Annotated in this window: 21 protein-coding genes, 1 pseudogene and 1 riboswitch; of the genes and pseudogenes, 6 read left to right on the top strand and 16 right to left on the bottom strand. The window is 62.7% G+C overall.

Annotated features, from left to right (window positions below):
• Positions 1-17: 17 nt before the first annotated feature.
• The 12 genes and pseudogenes from dnaG to J7I86_RS16520 form a co-directional block, all read right to left on the bottom strand.
• Positions 18-1,898 carry a DNA primase gene (dnaG, locus tag J7I86_RS16575; RefSeq protein ID WP_214821551.1) on the bottom strand — a complete coding sequence of 627 codons (1,881 nt, stop codon included), beginning with the start codon at positions 1,896-1,898 and terminating at the stop codon, positions 18-20.
• 58 nt (positions 1,899-1,956) lie between these two features.
• The gene (locus J7I86_RS16570) at positions 1,957-3,273 is read right to left on the bottom strand and encodes a deoxyguanosinetriphosphate triphosphohydrolase (RefSeq protein ID WP_214821549.1); all 1,317 of its coding nucleotides are present in this window, start codon (positions 3,271-3,273) and stop codon (positions 1,957-1,959) included.
• Positions 3,274-3,337: 64 nt separating this feature from the next.
• Complete coding sequence (gene dusB / locus J7I86_RS16565; protein ID WP_026541475.1) at positions 3,338-4,519, bottom strand: tRNA dihydrouridine synthase DusB; 1,182 nt, start codon at positions 4,517-4,519, stop codon at positions 3,338-3,340.
• Between the two features lie 40 nt (positions 4,520-4,559).
• On the bottom strand, positions 4,560-5,171 hold the full coding sequence (locus tag J7I86_RS16560; protein ID WP_214821547.1) for a response regulator: 612 nt from the start codon (positions 5,169-5,171) through the stop codon (positions 4,560-4,562).
• Positions 5,168-6,250 carry a histidine kinase gene (locus J7I86_RS23155; protein ID WP_214821545.1) on the bottom strand — a complete coding sequence of 361 codons (1,083 nt, stop codon included), beginning with the start codon at positions 6,248-6,250 and terminating at the stop codon, positions 5,168-5,170. Before J7I86_RS23155 ends, J7I86_RS16560 begins: the two co-directional genes overlap by 4 nt.
• Positions 6,251-6,311: 61 nt before the next feature.
• Positions 6,312-7,088 (bottom strand): ABC transporter permease, encoded by a 777-nt coding sequence (locus J7I86_RS16550; RefSeq protein WP_286179915.1) that lies wholly within the window; start codon positions 7,086-7,088, stop codon positions 6,312-6,314.
• Positions 7,085-8,021 (bottom strand): annotated as a pseudogene (locus J7I86_RS16545) (ABC transporter ATP-binding protein). Before J7I86_RS16545 ends, J7I86_RS16550 begins: the two are co-directional and overlap by 4 nt.
• A gap of 102 nt (positions 8,022-8,123) precedes the next feature.
• Positions 8,124-9,581, bottom strand: coding sequence for a YibE/F family protein (locus J7I86_RS16540; RefSeq protein WP_214821543.1), 1,458 nt, complete (start codon positions 9,579-9,581; stop codon positions 8,124-8,126).
• A gap of 27 nt (positions 9,582-9,608) precedes the next feature.
• Positions 9,609-11,009 carry an FAD-binding oxidoreductase gene (locus J7I86_RS16535; RefSeq protein WP_214821541.1) on the bottom strand — a complete coding sequence of 467 codons (1,401 nt, stop codon included), beginning with the start codon at positions 11,007-11,009 and terminating at the stop codon, positions 9,609-9,611.
• A gap of 218 nt (positions 11,010-11,227) precedes the next feature.
• Positions 11,228-12,190 carry a GNAT family N-acetyltransferase gene (locus J7I86_RS16530; protein ID WP_214821538.1) on the bottom strand — a complete coding sequence of 321 codons (963 nt, stop codon included), beginning with the start codon at positions 12,188-12,190 and terminating at the stop codon, positions 11,228-11,230.
• A 2-nt stretch (positions 12,191-12,192) separates the two neighbouring features.
• Entirely contained in the window at positions 12,193-13,578 is a 1,386-nt protein-coding gene (locus J7I86_RS16525; RefSeq protein ID WP_214821536.1) for a glycine--tRNA ligase, read from the bottom strand.
• A 157-nt stretch (positions 13,579-13,735) separates the two neighbouring features.
• The gene (locus tag J7I86_RS16520) at positions 13,736-14,740 is read right to left on the bottom strand and encodes a DMT family transporter (RefSeq protein WP_214821535.1); all 1,005 of its coding nucleotides are present in this window, start codon (positions 14,738-14,740) and stop codon (positions 13,736-13,738) included.
• 23 nt (positions 14,741-14,763) lie between these two features.
• Between J7I86_RS16520 and J7I86_RS16515 the strand changes: the two genes are divergently transcribed.
• Positions 14,764-14,991: an RNA-binding S4 domain-containing protein gene (locus J7I86_RS16515; RefSeq protein ID WP_214821533.1), complete on the top strand. Its 228-nt coding sequence runs from the start codon at positions 14,764-14,766 to the stop codon at positions 14,989-14,991.
• A gap of 12 nt (positions 14,992-15,003) precedes the next feature.
• Here the strand turns inward: J7I86_RS16515 and J7I86_RS16510 are convergent, their stop codons facing one another.
• Positions 15,004-15,654, bottom strand: coding sequence for an alpha/beta hydrolase (locus tag J7I86_RS16510; protein WP_214821531.1), 651 nt, complete (start codon positions 15,652-15,654; stop codon positions 15,004-15,006).
• A gap of 70 nt (positions 15,655-15,724) precedes the next feature.
• Between J7I86_RS16510 and J7I86_RS16505 the strand changes: the two genes are divergently transcribed.
• The 3 genes from J7I86_RS16505 to J7I86_RS16495 all read left to right on the top strand — a co-directional run bounded on the left by J7I86_RS16505 (position 15,725) and on the right by J7I86_RS16495 (position 18,427).
• Entirely contained in the window at positions 15,725-16,567 is an 843-nt protein-coding gene (locus tag J7I86_RS16505; RefSeq protein WP_214821529.1) for an SGNH/GDSL hydrolase family protein, read from the top strand.
• Positions 16,568-16,686: 119 nt separating this feature from the next.
• Positions 16,687-17,862 carry a winged helix DNA-binding domain-containing protein gene (locus J7I86_RS16500; RefSeq protein WP_214821612.1) on the top strand — a complete coding sequence of 392 codons (1,176 nt, stop codon included), beginning with the start codon at positions 16,687-16,689 and terminating at the stop codon, positions 17,860-17,862.
• 85 nt (positions 17,863-17,947) lie between these two features.
• Positions 17,948-18,427, top strand: a complete 480-nt coding sequence (locus J7I86_RS16495; protein ID WP_214821527.1) for a hypothetical protein — start codon at positions 17,948-17,950, stop codon at positions 18,425-18,427.
• A 22-nt stretch (positions 18,428-18,449) separates the two neighbouring features.
• On the opposite strand, the gene J7I86_RS16490 is transcribed toward J7I86_RS16495, so the two are convergent.
• Both J7I86_RS16490 and J7I86_RS16485 read right to left on the bottom strand, forming a co-directional pair.
• Positions 18,450-19,571: a homoserine O-acetyltransferase gene (locus J7I86_RS16490; protein WP_214821525.1), complete on the bottom strand. Its 1,122-nt coding sequence runs from the start codon at positions 19,569-19,571 to the stop codon at positions 18,450-18,452.
• Between the two features lie 15 nt (positions 19,572-19,586).
• Positions 19,587-19,703, bottom strand: a riboswitch (SAM riboswitch).
• Positions 19,704-19,866: 163 nt separating this feature from the next.
• Positions 19,867-21,207 (bottom strand): bifunctional o-acetylhomoserine/o-acetylserine sulfhydrylase, encoded by a 1,341-nt coding sequence (locus J7I86_RS16485; protein ID WP_286179914.1) that lies wholly within the window; start codon positions 21,205-21,207, stop codon positions 19,867-19,869.
• A 201-nt stretch (positions 21,208-21,408) separates the two neighbouring features.
• Between J7I86_RS16485 and J7I86_RS16480 the strand changes: the two genes are divergently transcribed.
• The gene (locus J7I86_RS16480; RefSeq protein WP_214821521.1) at positions 21,409-22,047 is read left to right on the top strand and encodes a VOC family protein; all 639 of its coding nucleotides are present in this window, start codon (positions 21,409-21,411) and stop codon (positions 22,045-22,047) included.
• Positions 22,048-22,131: 84 nt separating this feature from the next.
• Here the strand turns inward: J7I86_RS16480 and J7I86_RS16475 are convergent, their stop codons facing one another.
• Positions 22,132-22,905: a CPBP family intramembrane glutamic endopeptidase gene (locus J7I86_RS16475; protein WP_214821520.1), complete on the bottom strand. Its 774-nt coding sequence runs from the start codon at positions 22,903-22,905 to the stop codon at positions 22,132-22,134.
• A gap of 89 nt (positions 22,906-22,994) precedes the next feature.
• On the opposite strand from J7I86_RS16475, the gene J7I86_RS16470 reads away from it, so the two are divergent.
• On the top strand, positions 22,995-23,675 hold the full coding sequence (locus J7I86_RS16470; RefSeq protein WP_286179913.1) for a histidine phosphatase family protein: 681 nt from the start codon (positions 22,995-22,997) through the stop codon (positions 23,673-23,675).
• Positions 23,676-23,686 lie beyond the last annotated feature (11 nt).

Raw genomic sequence — 23,686 nt, 5'->3', positions numbered from 1 at the left:
AAACGAAATCGGCGGTTTCAGCCGTCGGAACGCAACGCCCGACGCTCCATTTCGAGCTGCATCAGCTCCCGGTTCAACCGCTGGAACTCCTCTGGATTGGCACCTGCGTCCAAGCGCTGCAACTGTCCCATCTTGTCTGCCTTAATCCTGGTGATCTGCAATTCGAAAAGACGGGCCAGGATGTCACGGCAGTACCGCTGCATGGCCTCGGCCGTGCTCGCGGGCAGGGGCGTCACCGCCAACTCCGAGACCAAAGGCCTCAATGGCTCGGGGACTTCCTGGCGGACCTGCTCCACCCAAGCCACAGGGTCGTCCGAGTGGGCCAGGCCGGCAGCCCGCACTGCAGTGTGAACGGCCGCGTAGGCAGGGGTGATGAAGTGCGAGGCCTCGAAACGCTCCCAAGCTCCCCCGCCCAGGACGCCAGGCTCTTGGAGGACCACTTCAAGCGCTTGGCGCTCCATACCGGCTATGGGGTCCCGGGGATCTGGCCGCTGGAAGACGGGACCGCTCGACGCCGGTGCTCCCGCCGGCGACGGGCCTGCAGGACTGGCTGTTCCGCCCCCGGAAGCTGCTCGCTTGGCTGCTGCCCCCACATAACCGCTGACTTCTTCAATGGGCATTCCCAGCCAACCCGCCAGGTTGCGCGTGTATCCGGGCCTCGTGGCGGAGTCCCTGATCTGTGCCACCACCGGGGCGGCTTCGCGCAGGGCAGCCACGCGGCCTTCCACGGTGTCCAGATTGTGCCGCCGAAGAGTTGCCCGGATGGCAAACTCGAACAGTGGCTTGCGGGTGCTGATGAGTTCGCGTACCGCGGCGTCACCCTTGAGTTGGCGAAGATCACAGGGGTCGGCCCCGGAGGGTTCCACGGCGACGTACGTCTGGGCGGTGAAGCGCTGGTCTTCCTCGAACGCCCGCAGGGCAGCCTTCTGGCCGGCGGCGTCGCCGTCGAAGGTAAAGATGACCTCTCCCCCACTGCCGTCGTCCGAGAGCAGCCGCCGGGCTACCTTGATGTGTTCGGTACCGAAGGCAGTACCGCAGGTGGCCACCGCCGTCGTGACCCCGGCAAGGTGGCAGGCCATGACGTCCGTGTACCCCTCAACCACCACCAGTTGCCGTTCCTTGGCGATGTTCCGCTTGGCGATGTCGATCCCGTAAAGCACCTGGGATTTCTTGTACAGCGTGGTTTCAGGGGTGTTCAGGTACTTGGGGCCTTGGTCGTCTTCAAACAGTTTGCGGGCACCGAACCCAATGGTGTCCCCCGCAATGTCCCTGATGGGCCAGATCAGCCTGCCGCGGAAGCGATCGTAGATTCCCCGGTTTCCTTCCGAGAACATCCCTGTGAGTTTCAACTCAGCATCCGTGAACCCGCGTCCGCGGAGGTGCTTCAGCAACGCGTCCCAGCCCTGAGGAGCGTATCCCACGCCAAAATGCTCGGCGGCGGCGCGGTCGAAACCGCGGCCATCGAGGAAGTTGCGCCCTTCGGCCGCTCCGGGGGTCAACAGCTGCGCCCGGAAGAACTCATCGGCGATCTTGTGGGCGTCCAGCAGGCGCTGGCGCTTGCCCACTTCCTCACGGCTGGGACCGGTTCCGCCGTCCTCGTAGCGCAGCTCGTAGCCGATTCTGGCGGCCAACTTCTCAACGGCCTCGTGGAACGAGCTATGGTCCATCTTCTGGACGAAGGAGATGGCGTCCCCGTCTTCGCCGCAGCCAAAGCAGTGGTATCTGCCCACTTGCGGGCGAACAGTGAAGGAGGGTGAGCGTTCGTCGTGGAAGGGGCACAGGCCCTTGAAACTACCCAGCCCCGCGCCCTTGAGGGTGACGTAACCGTCAACTACTTCCTTGATATCCGTGCGCTGGCGTACTTCGTCGATATCTTCACGTTTGATCAGGCCAGCCACGTCACCATCCTAGTCGCTTGCCTCGGAAGCCCCCGCCGTTAACGGAACGCGGGAACGGTTACCAGAGCGACGGAAGGCTGCCCACGAGCCGCTCATACATTGCCAGGGCGGAGACGTCCGTCAGCGAGGCAACTTGGTCGATCACCACGCGCAGCCGCGCACCGTCGTCGAGGGCGTCACTCCAGTCCGCGGCGAACATCGGCTCCAGGTGACGGTCACCGGTAGCGTTCAAAACGCCCACCAGCGCATGCAGCACTTCGCGCTGACGCTCGTACACCGGCTGGCGGTGGTCGGTGGAGATCACGAACGTGGTGGCCAGTCCTTTGAGGACCGCAATCTCGGTGACGGTCTCCTCCGGAACCATGAGCTCAGCGTCGTAGCGGGTCAGATTGGCAGGCCCGAAGTGAGCGCGGGTTGTTTCCATGGCACTCTGGCAGAACCGGCCGATCAACTGGCTGGTCATGTCCTTCAGGGCAGCCATGGATTTTCGGCTGCCATCTGCTTCGCGGACCCAAACCTTGGTGGCCTCAAGGCGGGCAAGTGCGGCATCAATTTCAGCGGGATCGTTGTGCGGCAAGTACCACTGCTTGGTGTAGCCCACCACGCGCGCACGGTGGTCCGGGTTTTCCATCCATTTGAGCTGGAAATGACCGGCGACGATCGCATCCTCAACGTCGTGGACCGAGTACGAAATATCGTCGGCAAGGTCCATCACCTGCGCCTCGATGCACGAACGGTTGCCCGGAGCGCCTTCGCGGAGCCATTCGAACACCGGAAGATCGTCTTCGTAGGCGCCGAACTTGCTGGTGCGGTGGCCGTGGATGACGGGGGCATCGACGGCGGACCACGGGTATTTGGACGCAGCATCCAGGCTGGCGCGGGTCAGGTTGAGCCCTGCCGGCCTGCCGTCCTCGGCGAGCACTTTGGGTTCGAGCCTGGTCAGCAACCGCAGGGTCTGGGCGTTGCCTTCAAAGCCGCCAATGGTGTGTGCTACTTCGTTCAGCGCGGACTCACCGTTGTGGCCGAAGGGCGGATGACCGAGATCGTGGCTCAGGCATGCAGTGTCCACCACGTCAGGATCACAGCCGAGCGAGCGGCCAAGTTCACGACCTACCTGTGCCACTTCCAGGCTGTGGGTCAGCCTGGTCCGGACAAAGTCATCCGTGTCCGGGGCAACCACCTGCGTTTTTGCACCGAGCCTGCGCAGTGCCGAAGAGTGCAGGACCCTGGCGCGGTCCCGTTCAAAATCGGAGCGATAGTTGCTCTTGCGCGGCTCTTCAACCCACCGCGCGGAATCTGCCTCGGCATAACCGGGGATGGCCAGCACAAAATCGTGGGCCGTCCCGTCGTGGCCAAGTATCGCTTCGGTTCCCATGGGTATCTGCCTCCTTCAAGCGCCGGGGTGTGGAGCTTCTTGAGTCAGTCTTACACGAGTGAGGCTAGCCGCCCGAAACGTCCAGCTCCGCGGCCGAGATATCCGCGCTCTGTTCAGCGTTCAGCTGACGGCTCACCAACCAGTCCTTGGGCAAGGCCGGCTTCTTGGGAGAGCCCGCTCGGCCACGGGGGCCCTCGGAATCGACTCCCGGGTAGGGCGAGTCCATGTCCAGTTCATCAAGGTATTCGCGCAGCACCTCGAGGGTGGGCACGGTGGCAAGCTTGGCCCGGAGTTCACCGCCCACAACGTAGCCCTTGAAATACCAGGCCATATGCTTGCGGATCTCGCGGAGAGCCTTGTATTCGTCGTTGCCAAAGGTCTCCACCATCAGCTCGGCGTGACGGTACACGCCCTCAGCAACTTCCCGGAGCCCGGGGCGGTGCCGCTGATCGCTGCCCTCGAAAGCTGCCTGGAGGTCTCCGAACAGCCAGGGGCGGCCCTGGCAACCACGGCCCACCACAACGCCGTCCACACCGGTTTCCCGGACCATGCGGACTGCGTCCTCGGCCGACCAAATGTCGCCGTTGCCCAGCACCGGGATATCCGGCAGAGCTTCACGGAGGCGGGCGATCGCGGACCAGTCGGCCTGGCCGGAATAGAACTGCGCGGCAGTCCGGCCGTGAAGGGCGACGGCGGCCACTCCCGCGTCGCGGGCGATCCTTCCGGCGTCGAGGTACGTCAGGTGGTCCTCATCGATGCCTTTACGCATCTTGATGGTGAGCGGGATGCCGCCCTTGGAGGCTTCCTTGACCGCTGTATTAACGATTGACGTGAAGAGGTCAATCTTCCAGGGCAGGGCTGAACCGCCGCCGCGCCGGGTGACCTTGGGCACGGGGCAGCCGAAGTTGAGATCGATGTGATCGGCTCTATCCTCCTCCACGAGCATGCGCACCGCGGCACCCACGGTCACAGGATCCACGCCGTAGAGCTGCACGGAACGGACTTTCTCGTCCTCATCGTGCGAGATGATGCGCAACGATTCCGGGGTCCGCTCCACCAAGGCACGGGAAGTGACCATCTCGGCCACGTACATGCCACCGCCGTATTCACGGCAGAGCCTGCGGAAGGCCGAGTTGGTGATGCCGGCCATGGGGGCAAGGATCACGGGGGTGTCCACGGTGATCCCGCCGAGCTTCAATGGCGGGAGCTCAAGCTTCGGTGCGGGGGGCGTTGCTACAACAGTCACCTATCCATTGTTGCAAATCCGGGCAAATCGGTGGGTCGCCCTAAAGAAGCCAGCCGTTATCCTCGGCCAACCGGAAAGCTTCAGCCCTGGTCCTTCCGCCCGTCTTGGCCATCGCCGCGGAAAGGTAGTTCCGCACTGTGCCCTCGGAGAGCATCGCAGCCTTGGCAATATCTGCCACGGTGCCGCCGCCGGACGCTGCCCGAAGCACCTCCGCCTCACGATCGGTCAGCGGGCTGTCACCGGAGGTCAACGATTCGGCTGCAAGCGTAGGATCCACCACGCGCAAACCGCGGTGCACTCGCCGAACAGCCTCCGCGAGCTGCCGGGCAGGCGTGTCCTTGACCACGAAGCCGGAGGCACCTGCCTGCATGGCCCGTTTGAGGTAGCCGGGACGGCCAAAAGTGGTGACCATGAGGACCCGGCACGAAGGCGCCGCCTTGCGGACAGCAGCTGCGGCACTGATGCCATCCAGCCCGGGCATCTCGACATCGAGCATCGCTACATCCGCTGAAAATTCCACGACGGCGTCCGCCACCTCGGTGCCGTCACCCAGCTCAGCAACTACCTCGATGTCCGGTTCAAGCCCCAGCAAAGCGACCAAAGCACCGCGGACCAATGCTTGGTCGTCGGCAATCACCAAACGGATAGTCATACCTCAATTGCCAATCTGAACCCTCCCAGGTCACTCGAGCCCACATGAACGCTGCCACCGGCAGCCACTGTTCTTTCCCGGATTCCGGCCAGGTCGTTACCGAAGGATTCCGAGGCACCCGGTCCCACGCCGTCGTCCTCCACCAAGAGCGTGGACGCAGTCAACAGCACGCGGCAGCGCCTGGCGCCTGAGTGCCGCACCACATTGGTGATGCCTTCCCGGAGAACCCAGCCGAACAGCTCCCGGTGCCTGGCCGGGACTTGTTCCACAGTCCCAGGCAATTCAGCAGCTATCCCGGCCGACTCCAGCGCCGTCCGGGCCGTTGCGAGCTCGGCAAGGACGTTGACTCCCCGATACCCCGCGACAGTCGCGCGGACATCTGCGAGCGCGCCACGGGCGAGGTCCTGCACATCGTTGATCTCCGCGGCGGCCCTGTCCGTGGCCGGCCCCGGGGGCGATCCTTCCATCAACCGTCCTGCCAGTTCGGCCTTGATGGCGATCACGGTCAAGGAATGGCCCAGGATGTCATGCATGTCCCGCGCCACCCTGCTCCGTTCGGCAGCCACTGCGGCGTCGGACAGTTCGCTTTGGGCCGCACGCAGCTGGATAGTCTGCCGGATTAGTCGTGCAAAGGAGGACATCATCAAGCCGAGTGACAAGATCAGGGCCGGCTGGAAAAACGCCTGCTCCGGATTTCCCGTCAGCAGTCCCGTTGCCAAGGACACAGCCGCCATAGCCATGATGAGGACAAAGTCCACGCGGGGCGGCAGCACGGTCATGGCGATGGCACACGCGAGGAACGGCCACGTCCATAGCGCCTCCTTGCCGATCATGAGAATCACCAGGCCGTTCAATGCCATCAGGATTCCTGTGCAGGCAAGTCCTGTCCGGGGGCCGCGGCTTCGGCTGAACATCGGCAGGACGGCGTAGGCAGCAAAGAAGGCCACCAGCGCTGCGGAGGCTGCCACCTTCCAGAGCGCTGGTTCATCGACGGACCACACGAGGTTCCAGGTGGGCCAGGCCCAGAGGATGATGGAGAATGCGGCACTGACGAACCATTTGCCGGGTTCCGGCCCCACGGAAGGTGTCCCCAAGGCTCGGGTTGCTCATGGATCCCACCTTAGTCACCGCAGGACGGGTTCAGACACGCTTGGTGTCACGGCGGAAGGCCATGGCTGCCCCGCCAACAAAGATGGCCAGCCACACCAGGACATTGACGATCCATATGGCGTCGAACTCGCCGGTGATAGGGCCGCGTGCCAGCTGTCCGATCCCGTAGGCGGGCGTGAACCGGGCGATCTCGCCAAAGGTATCTCCCATGATCTCAATCGGCATGAACAGCCCTCCCAACATGGCCAGGATGGCCAGGGCCGGGCCAAGGATCTGCATGACGTTCTGGCTTGGCATGAGATAGCCGACGAACAAGCCAAGAGCCGCGAAAACGAGGGAACCCAACCAGGCGACCAAACCCGCGGTGAGCCAGATCTGCGGTTCCATGGTCACCCCGGCCAAGGCACCAATGATGAATTGGGCGACGACCGCAACCAGGGACAAGGTCAGCGCAGCCGCTGCTTTGACCGCGATGTAGGCGCCGGGCAGGAGCGGGGTGAGCCGCAGTTGCCTGCTCCAGCCCTGCGCCCGTTCAACAGCCACTTGGCTGCCCGCGCCCGTGGCTGCCGTCATGGCGGCGTAGACGGTGAGACTAATCAGGATGTACTGACCGTAGCTATGGCCGTTGGGAAGCAGTTGGTCCTTGTTGGACAGCCCAAAGATGAAGAAGAAGATCGCAGGCATCAGGACCGTAAAAATGATGGTCCTGCGGTTGCGGAGCATCCGCTTGATTTCGATCCGCAGGAAGGTGCTGTTGATGCCTCCGGCGGAAGGTTTCCGGTCCTGGATGGCCGCTGTGTTGGTCATGACCGGTCTCCTTCAAAAGCGTGCCGGGCCTCCGTGCCGGGTTCGTCCGCGGTAAGTGCCACGAACGCCTCCTCCACGTTGTTGGCGACCACTTCGAGGTCATGGGCGCCCGTGTTGTTAAGCAGGTAACGGACTACGGAGTCCGAGTCAGCGGTACGAACGGTGACCCGGCCGGCGTCGTACTCCACCTTGGCGGCAGGAGGCAGTCCGTCCAACCGGTCCCGGTCCCCCCGGCGGCAATGTTGCACGCACGGTCCTCCCGGAAGCAAGATTCTTGACCTGCGCGGCCGTGCCATCGGCAACAATGGCTCCTTGGCGTACCAGCACAATCCGGTCAGCGTAAGCGTCCGCTTCCTCAAGGTAGTGGGTGGCGAAGATGACAGTGCGTCCACGAGACGCATCGGCCCGGATGGCGGACCAAAAGTCACGCCGGCCAGCCACATCCATGCCGGTGGTCGGCTCATCGAGGATGAGCAGTCCGGGGTCCGAAACCAAGGCCATGGCGAAGCGGAGGCGCTGTTGCTGGCCGCCCGAACACTTCTCCACTTTCCGGTCAGCAATGTCCAGGATGCCTGCGCGCGTCAGGACTTCGTCAACAGGGCGGGAGGAATCGAACATCGCCGCGGTCAGCAGCACGGTCTCACGAACGCTGATATCCCGCAGCAGGCCACCCGTTTGCATCACCGCGGCCACCTGCCCCCGGGCAATCGCTGCCCGCGGTGTGCGTCCGAAGACGGAGACGCTGCCCTTGTCCGGAGTGCTGAGGCCCAGGATCATGTCAATGGCGGTGGTCTTACCGGCGCCATTGGGTCCCAGGAAGGCCACAACCTCCCCCTGCTGCACCGTCAGGTCCAGACCGCGGACCGCGTGCACCTTACCGAAGCTCTTGTGAAGTCCGGCAGCCTGGACCGCCGGCACATCTGTCATTGTCATGGCTCTCCCTGGAATTGGCGTGGTCTACCAATTCAAGCCGGGATGAACCACATGCACCCGTAGCGGGTGTCATGCATCCAGGATGACAAATGTCATGGGCGCTTATTCGGTGCTGCGCCGCTCCGCTTCCCGCTGGGCTCGTCGGCTGCCCGGCCGCGCAGGCTTGCCGGGAGCGTCAAGGCGGGTACCGGCGTCGCGCTCATCTTGCGCACCGGAACCCACGACGGCGGCGGCTGCCGCCAGCGAACCGGTGTCGTTAAGCTCATCAGCAGTTACGGTCGGCCCGCCGGCTGCGGCAAGGCGCTTCATGCCGGTGGCCTTGACCACCAGGACGGCGATCAGGGTGGTCACCGGAATCGCGAGCACCAGACCGATGGAACCCACCAAGGTCCGGATGACTTCCTCGGACAGCTCGGCACTGGTCAGCGCTTCGTCGAGAGGCCGGTCGTAAAGCATGACGATGATGAGGATGGGAAGTGCGGCACCGGCGTAGGCAAAAGCGATGGTGTAGACAGTGGAGGCGATGTGGTCCCGGCCGATCCGCATGGCCGAGGAGAACAGCTTGCGGGCACTGGTGTTGGGTGCGAGTTCGTAGAGTTCCCACACCGCCGAGGACTGCGTGATGGTGACGTCGTTGAGTACGCCAAGGCCGGAAATGATGAGGCCGCAGAGGATGATCCCGGAAATCGAGATCTGCGGTGACATGTTCACCAAGGTGGAGGCATCGTGGTTTCCCACGCCAGCCAAATTAGCTGCGTCCGTGGCCCACGCCGCCAACAGCGCGGTAATGCTCAGCCCAAAAATAGTGCCCAGCAAAGCCGTGGACGTCCGCGCCGAGAATCCGTGCGCGAAATACAGGACCCCGATCATGATCACCGTGGAGCCCACCAAAGCCAGCAGGAGCGGCGGCTTGCCTTCCACCAAACCCGGCAGAATGAAGCTGACCAGGACGAAGTAAGCACCAACCAGGCCAAGAAGCGCCCGGAAGCCACGCCAACGTGCTACCGCGATGACCACCGCTGCGTACAGCACGGCCAGGAGGGCTATGGGAATGCTGCGGACAAAGTCCACAAATACATAGGCCGGGGCGCCGGTTCCCGCATTTGCACCTTGGACGGCGGACAGGTTGAGATACCGAATGGAATCTCCCACATCCACGCCGTGGGACATGGCGACGTCAGGGTTAATGACCACCTTGACCACCTCCCCGCCCTTATCCGGCTCCGTAAAAGCGAACGTGCACTGCGATCCGGCGGACTGGTTGCTTTGGTTGGGATCCGTTTGGCCTGTGTTGCTTTGGCCCGTCTGCGTGCAGCTTTCCACCACCACACTCTGGATCCTGCCGGTGTCGAAGGTGACCCCTGGGGCAGCCTGGTAGGGGCTCGAGAACGTGATTCCCTCCCGGCTGCCGGAGGGCCACATCACCATCATGGCCACGAGTGTCAGGACGCCCAGCGGAACAAGGATGGCCGCCAGAATCCAGTTGGCCCTCTTCCGCGAGGCGAGGGCCTGCGGGGTTGGCTCGGAACTTTCAGAATCGTGGGAGTGACCGTGGCCCATCAGCAGCAAAACCTCATGCCCTCAACCCTACGCGGGAAGGCTGACTTCCTCCGATCCGGCAGGCGCGATGTTCTGGTTCACGCGGAAGAGGTTCATCGGATCGTACTTTCCCTTAATGGCTACAAGCCTCTCCCAGTTGGGTCCATAGTTGTCCGCTACCCGGTTCTGATCTTCCGAATCCATGAAGTTGATGTATCCCCCGGATTCGGAATGGGGGGCCAGTGCCGCAGCGTATTCCCGCGCCCAGGCGATATTGGCCTCGTTGTCCGCAGGGTCAGCCCACTGCGTGGCGATGACCGGGGCGAACTTCATGTCCCGGTGCGAGAAGGCAGTATCTGTGACTCCCACCCGGGATACGGCTCCGTCGATGGGATAGATGTGTACGGCAGTGTTGACGCTGGTGACCGTTGCACCAAAACGAGCATGCGCCGCGATGGCTCCGTCATTGAGTTCCCGCAGGAAATTGGCTTTCCAATAGCCCTGCATGCCCTTTTGGTTGAGCCCGTCAAAGGCGACGTTCAGCGCCGGGTACGGCATGGGGCCGATCATGGACCCGGCAACGGGAGCTACGTCCAGGAACGGTTGCCATCTGGACGCCCCCTCCGCCGGATCTCCGGTCCACATTCCCACCACCACGCATACGGGATTGCCGTGCCATTCACCAGGGAGGAAAGGCACCGGTGGCCCCTGGTGGAAGCCAAGGAACGCGCCGAAGTCCTCGGGGGCGGAGGCGATGTAGTCCCGATAGAACCTGGCCACGGTGTCCGTGTTCTCTGCGCCGTAGATAATGATCCCTGCGTGAATCATGTCTACGGGATGCAGCCGGAACTCGAAGGACGTGACCACTCCAAAATTTCCTCCGCCACCGCGAATGGCCCAGAACAGGTCCTCGTTGCTGTCCTCGCTTGCCACCAGGAAGTTGCCGTCCGCCGTCACCACATCGGCAGAGATCAGGTTGTCACAGGTCAATCCGTGTTTCCGCGCCAAGTACCCGATTCCGCCACCCAGAGTCAGCCCTGACACACCCGTGGATCCCACAATCCCGCCGGTGGTGGCGAGTCCGAAAGCATGCGTTGCGTGATTAAAATCAGCCCAGGTAGCGCCCGCCTCGGCTCGCGCTGTTTGCTTTTCGGGATCTACTCGAACCCCGGTTCGGTTGACGAAGTCCAACACGAGGGACTCATCCCAGGTCCCAAAGCCGGGTGCACTGTGGCCGCCGCCTCTGATGGCCAGCGGCATGGAGTTTTCCCGTGCGAAGTTCACACCGGTTATGACGTCGGAGATTTGCGCCACGCGAACCACGCCTGCCGGGCGTTTGTCCACCATCGCGTTGAAGACGGCGCGGGCCGCGTCATAGTCAGGGTCTTCGGGTGTAACGAGTTGCCCGCGCAACTGTTCCCGGAGCCCATCGAGGGTTATTTCATTCATTGCCTATTTACCACCCATGCAGACGTGAGACCGACCTGTTCCGCTCACGCCTCTCCCCTGCAGTTGTTATGGCGTGGGGGCTTACTTCGTAAGACCTACTCCTGCCGGTGGGCCACGTCAAGGTTGTTCTGCGAGGGCTGGAAACTCCCTGGAACGCAGAATCCCGCCCCGCCCGCGGGAACGGGCAAGGCGGGATCCTGAGAACTGCCAAGGAGGCGTCAGTCGCTGACGATCAGGGTGTCTGCACCACGCACATGGGCTTTTCCGGATTCCAACAACGGATCAAGAACCGTGCGCAGCGCCGTCATGGACTCGTCAACTTCCAGCAAGACCGGGTGCTGGTAGGCAATGAGTGCCAACAGGTCCCGGACCGCGCCCGCTGCTTCCTCGGCGGGCAGCATGGGGTCGTGTCCAAGGAAGACATCCGAAGGCTCATCGGAGTCACCTTTGGCGTAGCTGATGGCGAAGGCCTGGATCTTGCCTTTGCGGGTGGCAGGAACGCCTTGGCCGAAAGCACTCGCTTTGGGTGCGCGCAGGACGATTGCCCCATGGGCGCCAGTGAGGTCATGCAGGAACAGGCGCTGCACGGTGGCAATGCTCAGTTCTCCGGGGCTATCCCAGTGGTGGACGTGCGAGTAGTACTTGCCCACCACGTCGCTCAGCTCCACCGAACCGGTAGCCAGATCCTCCACGCGCTCAGAAGCGGCTTCCTCGGAACCGTCGCCGAAGCGCGGCAATGACAAAGGTTCCGGCTTCACCACCACCAGCTGCGAACGCTGGATGGGAGCAAGTCCCGCAGCCGCAGCAAATGCGGCACCGGCAGTGTCCGGCTCCACCTTGCTGCGCAGCTTGGAAACGCCCGACGGCGAGTTCCCGGCTTCCCGGCGCAGCATGGTCAGGAGGGTGGCACCTACACCCTCACGGCGGTGGTCCTTGGCAACCTCGACGTACGCCCAGAGTCGTTCCGGGTGCAGCGAAGCCTCGTGGACAACGCCGGCAGCGACCGGAATCTCTATGCCGTCCACTACGTCAACAGCGACGATGCAGCGGCGCCACGGCTGGTTGCTCGAAGGCGCCAGCGCTGCACGGAACTGCTCCGCGGGAAGAGTTTCCGGGCCACCCCAGATTTCCAGGAGGGCGAGGTCGTCGCCCTCCTTCCATTCGCGGTAATCCAAAGCCACGGCTACGCGCCAATCAGGCGTGCTGCCAAGTAGCCCTCAACCTTGTCCAGGGACACGCGTTCCTGGCTCATGGTGTCGCGCTCACGGATGGTGACGGCCTGGTCGTCCAGGGTGTCGAAGTCCACGGTGATACAGAACGGGGTACCGATTTCGTCCTGGCGCCGGTAGCGACGGCCGATTGCGCCGGCGTCGTCGAAGTCGATGTTCCAATTCTTTCGCAACTGGGCGCCCAGCGCCTTTGCCTTCGGGGACAGGTCCTCGTTGCGGCTCAGCGGGAGGACTGCGGCCTTAACCGGAGCCAGGCGCGGATCCAGCTTCAGGACAGTGCGGACATCGACGCCGCCCTTGGCGTTGGGTGCCTCGTCCTCGGTGTACGCGTCGATCAGGAAAGCCATGAAGGAGCGTGTCAGGCCGGCGGCGGGCTCGATCACAAACGGGGTGTAGCGCTCGTTGGTGGCCTGGTTGAAGTAGCTCAGATCCGTGCCGGAGGCCTTGGCATGCGTTGAGAGGTCAAAGTCCGTGCGGTTGGCGATACCCTCAAGCTCGCCCCACTCGGAGCCTTGGAAACCAAAGCGGTATTCGATGTCCGTGGTGCCCTTGGAGTAGTGACTCAGCTTCTCCAGCGGGTGCTCGAAGAACCGGAGGTTGTCTTCACGGATACCCAGGTCCGTGTACCAGGACATGCGCTCCTTCATCCAGTACTGGTGCCAGTCTTCATCCGTACCAGGCTCAACGAAGAATTCCATTTCCATTTGCTCGAATTCCCGGGTACGGAAAATGAAGTTGCCCGGCGTTATTTCGTTACGGAAAGACTTACCGATCTGGCCGATACCGAACGGCGGCTTCTTCCGGGAAGTGGTGAGGACATTGTTGAAGTTCACAAAGATGCCCTGAGCGGTTTCCGGACGCAGGTAGTGCATGCCTTCCTCGCTGGCCACCGGGCCGAGAAAAGTCTTGAGCAGGCCGGAGAATTCCTGAGGCTCGGTCCACTGACCGCGGGTGCCGCAGTTTGCGCAGACAATGTCCGCCAGGCCGTTTTCTGCCGGGCGGCCCTTCTTTTCCTCGTACTCTTCTTCGAGGTGGTCGGCGCGGTAGCGCTTGTGGCAGGAAAGGCACTCCACCAGGGGATCGGAGAAGACCTCCACGTGGCCGGACGCCTCCCATACCTGGCGGGGAAGGATGACGGAGGAATCCAGGCCTACAACGTCCTCGCGGCCGCGGACCATGCTCTGCCACCACTGGCGTTTGATGTTTTCCTTCAGTTCAGCACCGAGGGGACCGTAATCCCACGCCGAACGGGAGCCACCATAGATTTCACCGGCCTGGAAGACAAAGCCCCTCCGCTTGGAGAGGGATATGACCTGGTCAAGGACGGATTTTGCTGCCATGGGTAACTCCATTTGATCTACAGGGCCGCTGGGTGCGGTCCGCGGTGGTTTGCCCCGGAATCCGGACGAGGTTGTCCGGCGGGGTGCTGGGGAAAGTTGCTGTTACTACTGCGTTCTACTGCGGGAAAGTACACGGAGACACTGTCCGATACTTACCCTACCGGCCTTTGGCCGTTGATCTTCGTGCGAAAGCTCCCTTAGGCCAGGGCAACGTGGCCACGATGATCGCGGCGAGCGTAAGGACCGTACCCAGCACCGTGGGCAAGGCGACCACCGCGCCGGGACTGGGGATCACGACGTCGAGCACCAACGATCCCACCAACTGCCCGGCGATCATGCCCAAACCCGTGATCAGGACACCAAGACTGCGGACCAGCAGCGCCGCCAGTCCAATGAAGAGGCAGCCCATGGGGCCGCCGAGGTAGTACCACCACTCACCGGGCAGCGGATTTCCCGGCCCGGCCACGGCGAGCTTAATGATCCACGCGATCCACAAAATGGCTGACCCGGCAATGAAGTTCACCAGCGTGGCTGCGATGGGCGTCCCGTAATGAACTGTTGCGGTCCCGTTCATGGCCTGTTGGAAGCTCATGAAGAAACCGGCAGCCAACGGCAGGATAACGGGTAGCACTAGCGAGGCGACATCGGCGTCGCCTCCGAATCGCGGTGATACAGCCCAGGCGACGGCGGCAACGGTCAGGACACTGCCCAGGACCCGGACTCCTGTGATGGCGCGTTTACCTCCCGGGCCAATTCCCATGCGGTCTACGAGCAAACCGCTCAACGTCTGGCCGGTGACGGCCGCGACTGTGAACAACGCAACACCCAGAAGGGCGACCGTGAATGATTGGGCAAAGACGAACAATGCGCCGATGGCACCGGCCATGACATAGAAGCGCGGAAAACTGCGGTTCCGGACAGCAGGAATGATGCGCTGCAGGCCGGCCCTGCCCTTGGGTGTGGCAAGCGAGATGGCACTGATGAGCAGGAGCCCTGTGGTGAAGCTCACCACAGATGCGGCGATGCCGTCGTCCAGTTTTGCGCCCAGAGCCCCGTTGATCCTCGCTTGAAGCGGGATGACCAGGCCAGTCGCTACGGCAATAGGGAGGCCAATGACCAGCGGAAGGGTAGGGCGGAGAGAAGGCTGCGGCACCGTCACCACACTACTTCAGGCATCATTGCTGTATGAGCAACCCCGAAATTGAAGAGATCCCCATCCGCGACGACATGATCCGCCTGGGCCAGCTGTTGAAGCTCGCCAACTTGGTGGAGGACGGCGTAGAAGCCACGGAGCTCATCAAGAACGGCTTGGTTAAAGTCAACAACGAGATTGATGACCGCCGCGGACGCCAACTCCACGTCGGCGACACCGTCACCGTCAACGGCCAAACTGTCCGGATCATCACCGCCTGACCAACGGAGAACTCAGTCAGTGAGGACCTTGTGGGTAAGAAATTCGCCCACGTGTCCGATCTCCTGCTGGTTGATGCCGTGCCACATGCCCGTGTAGAGCACCTTGGTGAGGTCAACATGCTTGCGCACCCAACCCATGGTGTATTCGATCTTGTCCTGGGTGATGACGGGATCCTGCTGGTCACGGCCCCAGAACATGGGCAACGATCCGTCAAGTTCGTCGTCCCGGAAGGCGGCATCAGCGCCGGCGTCGATCACAAAACCTGAAAGCCCGACGACGGCGGCGAAGTACGCGGGACGGTAGCGGAGCATGGTGGTGGCCATGGCCATCCCCATGGAGAAACCCAGCAACGTCACCGACGAGTGGTTTGCCCTGACCGTGTCCAGCCATTCAAGGGCGTACTCGGCTGCGTGCTTCACAGCTTCCAGCGAGTACTCGATGGACGCAGTCAGGGGGAACCACGTGAAGCCCGGCCCCATGGGCATTGGCGCGCGCAGGGCAGCCACAACAAAGTCGTTGGGAAGCAGCCCTGCCAGGCTGAAGAGGTCGTCCTCGTTTGAGCCGTAGCCATGCAGCAGAACCAGGAGCGGCTTGCCTGCGCGCTCGGCTTCGTCGTGGGACCAGAGGACAACGGGGGCTGGAAATGTGGGTGCTTCAGTCATGGCTCCATTCTTACAGTTACCCACAAGTAACAACCTACGGTGGCGTAGGGTCGACGTCACGGTGCAGGATATGAACGTGAGTGCGAACAATCCTTTACTGAAGCCGGGCGAGTCCATCCACAAGCACCCGTGGACCCGTTATGTGGCGCTGGGCGACTCCTTCACTGAGGGCATCGGCGACCCCGAGCCCCGCAACCCCGGCGGTAACCGTGGTTGGGCGGATCGTGTTGCGGAGGAGCTGGGCCGCAGCCAGGAAGACTTCGCCTACGCCAACCTTGCCATTCGCGGCAGGCTGCTGCAGCAGATCCTCGATGAACAAGTGGCCCCCTGCTTGGAACTGCAGCCGGACCTCGTGTCCATTTCAGCCGGCGGCAATGACCTCATCCGCCCGGGCGGCGATCCCGACCTGCTGGCCGAAAAGCTTGACGCCGCAGTTGCGGAGTTGAGCTCCGGCGGCGCTACCGTGGTGCTTTTCAACGGTCCGGACACGGCTTCATCAGTTCTGGGGCGCATCCGCGGCAAGGTGGCCATTTACAACGAGAACCTCCGGACAGTGGCCGCACGCCACGACGCCATCATCGCGGACATGTGGTCATTGCGGCAGTTGGCAGACCCCCAGATGTGGGATGCGGACCGCCTGCATTTCTCGCCACTAGGCCACCACACCATCGCCATGATGGTGCTGGAAGCACTGAACGTCCACCACACGCTTGAGCCCCTGATGCCCAAGTCCCTGCCGCCGCGCACTTGGCGCGAGGCCCGGTCATCCGACCTCGTATGGGCCCGCGAGTACTTTGTCCCCTGGGTCATCAGGCGGCTTCGGCACCAATCCTCGGGCGATGGCATCACGCCAAAACGCCCGACGCCGGGACCCGTCTTCGGCTCTACCGGCACCCTGCTGCCGCGCCGCTGACGTGGCGACCACCCCTGTAATGTACCTACCCCGTGAGTTCCGGCGTAGTGAGTTCCGGCGTGGCGAGTTCCGGCGTGGCGAGTTCCGGCGTGGTGAGGTCCGGCGTGGTGAGGTCCGGCGTGGTGGATGACAGCTCGTTGTCTCCGGAGGACATTCGGCAGATGCGGCTCCGGCGGCAACAATTGCGGGCTCCGTACGCCGGAGGTCCCGGGGACGTAGTCCGCAACCTTCTGGCTGTCCAGTCACAGGAGTTCCCCTATGCGCGGTGGACGCTTGCGCAGAGAAGCTCCGCCAACGCTGCATCCATGGTCACCGCCTCAGACGTTGAGCAGGCCGTAGCTGATGGAACTATTCTCCGGACACATATCCTGAGGCCCACGTGGCACTTTGTGCACCGGGACGATCTTGGCTGGTTGATGGGATTGTCCGCGGATCGCCTCCACCAGGGCAACAAAGGCATGTACCGCCAAACAGGTATCGATGAGGACGCTGCTGCCTGGAGTGGCCGAATCCTGGCCGCGGCCGTGGCGGACGGGGACCACAAGACGCGCGAGGAACTGGCCGAAGTCCTGGGTCGGGCCGGTTTCCCCAGCAAGGGCCTCGGCTTCATCTACCACCTCATGCATGCCGAAATCAGCCGCGTCCTGGTCAGCGGCTCCCCCATCCGGTCCGCAGGCGGTGCCCTGAAACAGACGTACGCCCTGTTCGAGGAACGTGTTCCAGGCACGGCTCTTACGCCGCAAACCTCCGAAGGCCGCGAACAATCTCTTGGATGGTTGGCTCTCCGATACTTCCGCAGCCGTGGCCCCGCAACGATCAAGGACGGTGCCGCGTGGTCCGGGCTGACCATGAAAGACGTGAAGCGTGGAATCCAGGTAGCCCACCACATCTCTCCCGGCAGCTTGGACACCATTGAGATCAGTGGGCTTGACTATTACCTGGCTGCGGAGGAAGCGGAGAATTTGGCCGGCGGGGGCCACCCTTCTGCGGCTGAGGACCGCACGCTCCCCCGCGTTGACCTCATCCAGTGCTACGACGAATACGTGATGGGCTACTCACAATCCCGGCACTTCCTGGGTGGAACGGCACCGTACCTCCCCGAGGACAACGGACCCATGCACGTGGTCCTGCTGGACGGCCGTTTGGCCGGATGGTGGCGCCACGGATTCTTCGGCGGAGCCTGCCAACTGGATGTCAGAATGAACCGGCCGGCAACTGCGGATGAGCAGGACGCCTTGGAAACCGAGGTGGAGCGTTACGGCCGGTTCCTGGGCATGGAGATCACGCTCGCGTGAAGTGACAGGACCGGACCGGACCGCGGTCACACGCTGCTCCCGGATGGCAGGACTAAGCTGGGGTGAGACCTAGGAGGCCTGCACTGTGAACAATCTGATCTTCTGGATCATCGTCTGCTCGTGGCTCATTCCACTCGGAATCCGCATGTACAACCGCTCCCGGGCGCGTCGGATCCAGAACGAGAACTTCCGCGGCCCGGGATATCCGCAACAGAATCTGCCCGGCCCAGGCTATCCGCCGCAGCAGTATCCCCCACAGAACTATCCTCAGCAGCAGAACCCGGGGCAGGGCTTCCCCGGACAGGGTTACCCCGGGCAGAGCTACCCTTCGCAGGGCTACCCGGGCTATCCGTCCGAGCCCACCGTCATCCGCCCGGCGGACGATGCACCGCAGTCCGGGGCGCCGTCGAGCCCGTCATCCCCTGCCCCCTTCCCCTCAGCGGGCGGTTCGGAGCCTCAGGGGTACCGGGCGCGCAAGCTGGCAGAGCTGGACGCGAAGTTCAGCAACGGCGAGATTGCCATGGAGGACTACATGAGGCAACGCGGCGAGATCATGAACGGCTAACGCCGTTGAATGAGCGTGGCGCTTAGGCGAAAAACGCTTCGCGGAGCTGTGCCGAGAGCTGTCCGATTTCGGTGAGGAAGCCATCATGGCCGATCGGCGCCTCAATGACATGAACTGGCACGTCGCCCGGGAGCGCCGCGGCAAGTTCCTGTGACTGCGCCGGGAAGTAGAGCCTGTCGCTATCCACTGCCGCCACAAAAAACTCCGCCGTGGCGCCCGAAAGCGCCGTGTTCAAGGAGCCGCGCCCCCTGGTGACGTCGTGGGACATCAGTGCCTCGGTGATGGCGATGTAGCTGTTGGCATCAAAACGGCGGACCAGTTTGGTTCCTTGATGGTCCAAGTAGCTTTCCACCTGGTAGCGGCCGCGCTCCCCCAATACTGCGGCGGCGAGGGGAGTTTCCTGGTGCTGGGCTTGCCGGCCAAAGCGGAAGTCCAGCTCCAACGCCGAGCGGTACGTGATGTGCGCGATGCGCCGGGCCAACGCCAAACCGTGCTCGGGCGCGGTACCGCCGTAGTAGTCGCCGTTGTTGAAGTTCGGGTCCTGCCTGATCGCCAGGGTTTGAGCTTGGGCAAAAGCGATCTGCTCGGCCGTGCTGTAGGCACCTACCGAAATGACGGCGCAGCGTTTGACCCTGTTGGGGTATGTCACAGCCCACTCGAGTGCGCGTGCGCCACCCATGGATCCACCCAACACTGCGTGCCAGGAATCGATTCCGAGGGAATCGGCGAGGCGCGACTCGGCTTCCGTACTGTCGCGCAGGGTGACCAACGGGAAACGTGAGCCCCAAGGACGGCCGTCCGGCGCTTCCGATGATGGACCGGTGCTGCCATAACAGCCGCCCACGATGTTGATGGAAATGACGAAGAACTTGTTGGTGTCGATCGTGGCACCGGGCCCTACGAGCTGCTCCCACCAGCCTTCTTCGTCTGTGGCTCCGCGGGCTACGTGCGTACTGCCAGTGAGTGCGTGCTGGATAAGCACCGCATTGGAGGCATCGGCGTTCAGCCGCCCCCAGGTCTCATAGGCAAGGACGACGTCGGGAAGAAATCCACCGGCTTCAAGTTCCAAGGGCCCGATGCCGGCGTACTTGACGGTTCCGTCTTCTTCTCCGGATTTTGGAAGGGCTGTAGCAGTAATGGTCATTCCTTTGACACCTTAACCTCGCGCTTGCCCGTCGCCTTGCGTGCGAACAGGCCAGGTCTTCACCCGGGGCACCCCACCGCGGAGGAGGGTTGCCGGCCAGCAAGCCGGGGCTGTGTGCTGGCACTCATGACCTAATACGAAGAGTCTAGGAAACACAGGGCGGTTATGGCGAAGAATGTGACAACAGTATGACGGTTTTGGGCCCGGCAGTTCACGAACGAGCACCCCGAACTGCCGCCCGGCGAATAATCGTCGGCGCGGACGGCGGCCGGGTTACTGTGTTGAGCGCTAGGCGTCAGGCGCCTTTGGCGGCCCGGAATCCGGCTTCGAGATCCGCGATGATGTCATCCACGTGCTCAATGCCAACGGACAATCGAACCAAGCCGGGGTTGACGCCTGCAGCCAGCTGCTGTTCTACGGTCAATTGACTGTGCGTGGTCGACGCCGGGTGGATGACCAGCGAGCGGACGTCACCGATGTTGGCAACATGTGAGTGCAGCTCCAGTCCGTCCACGAACCGCTTGCCCGCGTCCACGCCACCCTTGATGTTGAAAGCGACGATTGCACCCGTGCCCTTGGGGCCGTACTTCCGGCCGCGATCGTACCAGGGGCTTGAGGGCAGCCCCGCGTAGGCGACCGATTCGACGTCGTCATGGCCTTCAAGCCATTCGGCCACCTTGGTGGCGTTGGCAACGTGACGTTCCACGCGCAGGCTCAGGGTCTCCAAACCCTGGGCAATGAGGAAGGCGTTGAACGGCGACACAGCTGAGCCGAGATCGCGAAGCAGCTGGACGCGCGCCTTGAGGATGTAGGAGAGGTTGGCACCCAGGGCACCGTCCTTGCCCAGGTCCCGGGCGTAAACCAATCCGTTGTAGCTGGGGTCCGGGGTGTTGAATCCGGGGAAGCGCTCCGGGTCCTTGCCGAAGTCAAAGTTGCCGGAGTCCACAATCACCCCTGCGATTGCGGAACCGTGGCCGCCCAGATATTTGGTTGCAGAGTGGACCACAATGTCCGCACCCCACTCAATGGGACGGATGAGGTATGGCGTTGAGAGGGTGTTGTCCACGATCAGGGGCACGCCTGCCTCGTGAGCCGTGCGTGCGATGCCCTCAATGTCCAGCACGTCCTGGCGGGGGTTGGAAACGACCTCGCCGAAGAACAGCTTGGTGTTCGGCTGGACGGCATCACGCCACTGCTCCAGGTTGTCCGGGTCCTCGACGAATGTGACGGAGATGCCGAACTTCTTCAGGGTGTGTGCCAGCAGGTTGTAGGTTCCGCCGTAGAGGCTGGGGCTGGCCACGATGTGATCGCCGGCTTCGGCGATGTTCAGGATGGCGAACGTTTCAGCTGCCTGTCCGGAACTGAGCAGCAGAGCACCCAGACCGCCTTCAAGGCTGGCGACCCGCTGCTCCACGGCGTCCTGGGTGGGGTTGCCAATCCGGGTGTAGATGGGGGCGAGCTCGGCCAGGGCGAAACGGTTGGCAGCGCTCTCGGCGCTGGGGAACACGAAGGACGTGGTCTGGTAGATCGGAAGCGAGCGTGCTCCGGTGGCGGAGTCGGGCTCTTGGCCTGCGTGGATCTGGCGGGTTTCGAAAGACCATCCTTGGGACATGGAGTTCTCCTGTTCGTGGCGCATGGGATTGGAAGACAGTGTTGTGCAGCTGAGCTGGGGCCAGTCTAGGAACTGTCCGGAAGCTAAGACAGCTTTATGACGCCGGTGGAATCTTTCGGACTCTCCGCGTCCCTCCATGACGCCCGTAGCGAAAGTCCTACACATCCCATGTTGGTTAGGCTTGACTTAGCTGAGACCCCGATCACAAAGTGCCAAGATGAAGCCATGCGCATGGATCACGTCTCTTACGCCTGTGAACGAGATGGCCTTTTGGCCACTACCGAACGAATTTCCGCGGCATTGGGAGTGGACGCTGTCCGGGGCGGAGTGCACCCGCGCTTCGGCACCCGGAACATGATCATTCCCCTTGCGGATAACAAGTACCTGGAAGTGGTGGAGGTCTTGGACCACCCCGCTTCCGACAAAGCACCTTTTGGCCAGGCTGTCCGTGCACGCTCTGCTGCCGGTGGCGGCTGGATGGGCTGGTGCGTCGCCGTTGACGACCTCGCCCCCTTTGAAGACCGCCTGGGCCGCTCCGCTGTTCCGGGCAACCGCAAGTTTCCTGACGGCCGCGAACTGGTGTGGCAGCAGATTGGCATCCTCGGCTTGATCGCCGATCCCCAGGTGCCATACCTTCTCAGGTGGGAGGGCGACCCCTCGCTGCACCCGTCCAGGATCTACGAGAGCGACGTCAAGATGTCCAGCCTCACCATTGCGGGCTCGGCTGAGCGCGTTACCGAGTGGTTGGGTGAGCCGGTGGAAAAGCCACTGGAAGACGTAGCTGTCCAATGGATGGCCCCGCACGGCACTCCGGGCATTATGGCAGTAACCTTCGAAACCGCCTCCGGAGCCGTCACCATCTAAGTAGTTCCTTCCAAGCTTCGGCCGCCATCAGCGGGTGCCAATGACGTCACCCACCGATGGCGGCCGAATACCTTTAACGCGCCGCTAACCGAGGCCTATTGCCTTGCCGAACAGGCTGAATCCTACGAACGCCACGATGTCCAACACTGCATGGGCAATGACCAGTGGCATCACCCGTTTGGTCTTGGTGTAGATCCACGCGAACACCAGGCCCATGACCACGTTCCCTATGAACGGGCCGAAGCCTTGGTACAAGTGGTAGCTTCCCCTCAGAAGGGCACTAGCCACAATCGCTAGCGGCATGCTCCACCCGAACTTGCCGAAGCGATCCATGAGGTAGCCCACCACGATCACTTCTTCCACGATCGCGTGACGCATGGCCGAGAGGATCAGCACCGGCACGGTCCACCAGTAAGCGTCCAACCCGCTGGGCACAATTGCCGTGGTGATTCCCAAAGCCCTGCCTGCGGCGTACAGGCCCAGCGACGGGATGCCGATCGCAGCGGCCAGGCCAAGTCCTTGCAGAAGGTCCTTGCCGGGCCGGGCTAAGTTGAATCCCAGCCGGGCGAACGCTGAGCCACCGCCGCCCTCCTTGACGCCGGGCACATGCGTGGACAGGAAGTAGAACACCAAAGCCACGGGCACCAGCGCGAACACGATGTCCAGGAGTTGATAGGTGAGGTCAAAGTACTCGCGCGTGCTTTGGGACCTGTTCAGCGTTGACGTGGCATCAGCCAACGGTGCCTGCGACATCTTGTCCAACAGCTGCACCACGGAATAGACGGCCGACTGGCCCAGGGACAAGCCCAACACAATAAGTACTTCGGCTCGCAGGTGCCGGCGGGAGGCAAGGAACATGTACCTATCTTGCCCTTACTACCTGCCACTTTGCCGGGAACCGTGCACCCAGTCGGACCACGCGTGGCAGCCGCCCTATGCTTGGTGGGATGGGCGCTCCTGAGAGAATTTTCATGATCCGGCATGGACAGTCTGCTGCGAATGCCGACACCACCATTTACAACCGTGTGCCGGACTACCGGATCCCTCTGACGGGCCGCGGTGTGGAGCAGGCGAGGATTGCCGGCGAGAAGCTACGGCGGAAGCTTGATGGAGAGCAGGTCTGCGTTTATGTCTCCCCCTACCTGCGCGCCTACCAGACCCTCGAAGCCATGAACCTGGGCTCCCTTGTGGAGAGGGTGATCGAGGAGCCCAGGCTTCGCGAACAGGACTGGGCCAACTTTCAGATCGCCGGGGAGATCGAGGACCAGAAAGAACTTCGCAACCTCTACGGCCACTTTTTCTATCGGTTCCGCGAAGGCGAGTCCGGCTCGGACGTGTATGACCGGGTGTCATCTTTCATGGAGACGCTTTACCGGCATTGGCAGAAGCCCAGCTATGCTCCGAACACGCTCCTGGTGACACACGGCCTGACAATGCGCCTGTTCTGCATGCGCTGGTTCCATTGGACAGTTGAGTACTTCGAGTCACTCAACAACCCTGACAACGCCGAGTTGCGCACACTGATTAAGAACGACGACGACCAGTACAGCCTGGATATTCCATTCAGCCAGTGGGTGCCCAGGGAAGTGGACGACTCGGTGCTGCATGCCCCAAGGATGCGTTTCTAGGCTCTCCCTGG

This window comes from Arthrobacter sp. ISL-95 (genome assembly GCF_018613695.1).
Lineage (GTDB): Bacteria > Actinomycetota > Actinomycetes > Actinomycetales > Micrococcaceae > Arthrobacter.
The sequence above is the reverse complement of the archived record's forward strand: the minus strand, read 5'-3'. Positions and strand labels throughout refer to the sequence as shown.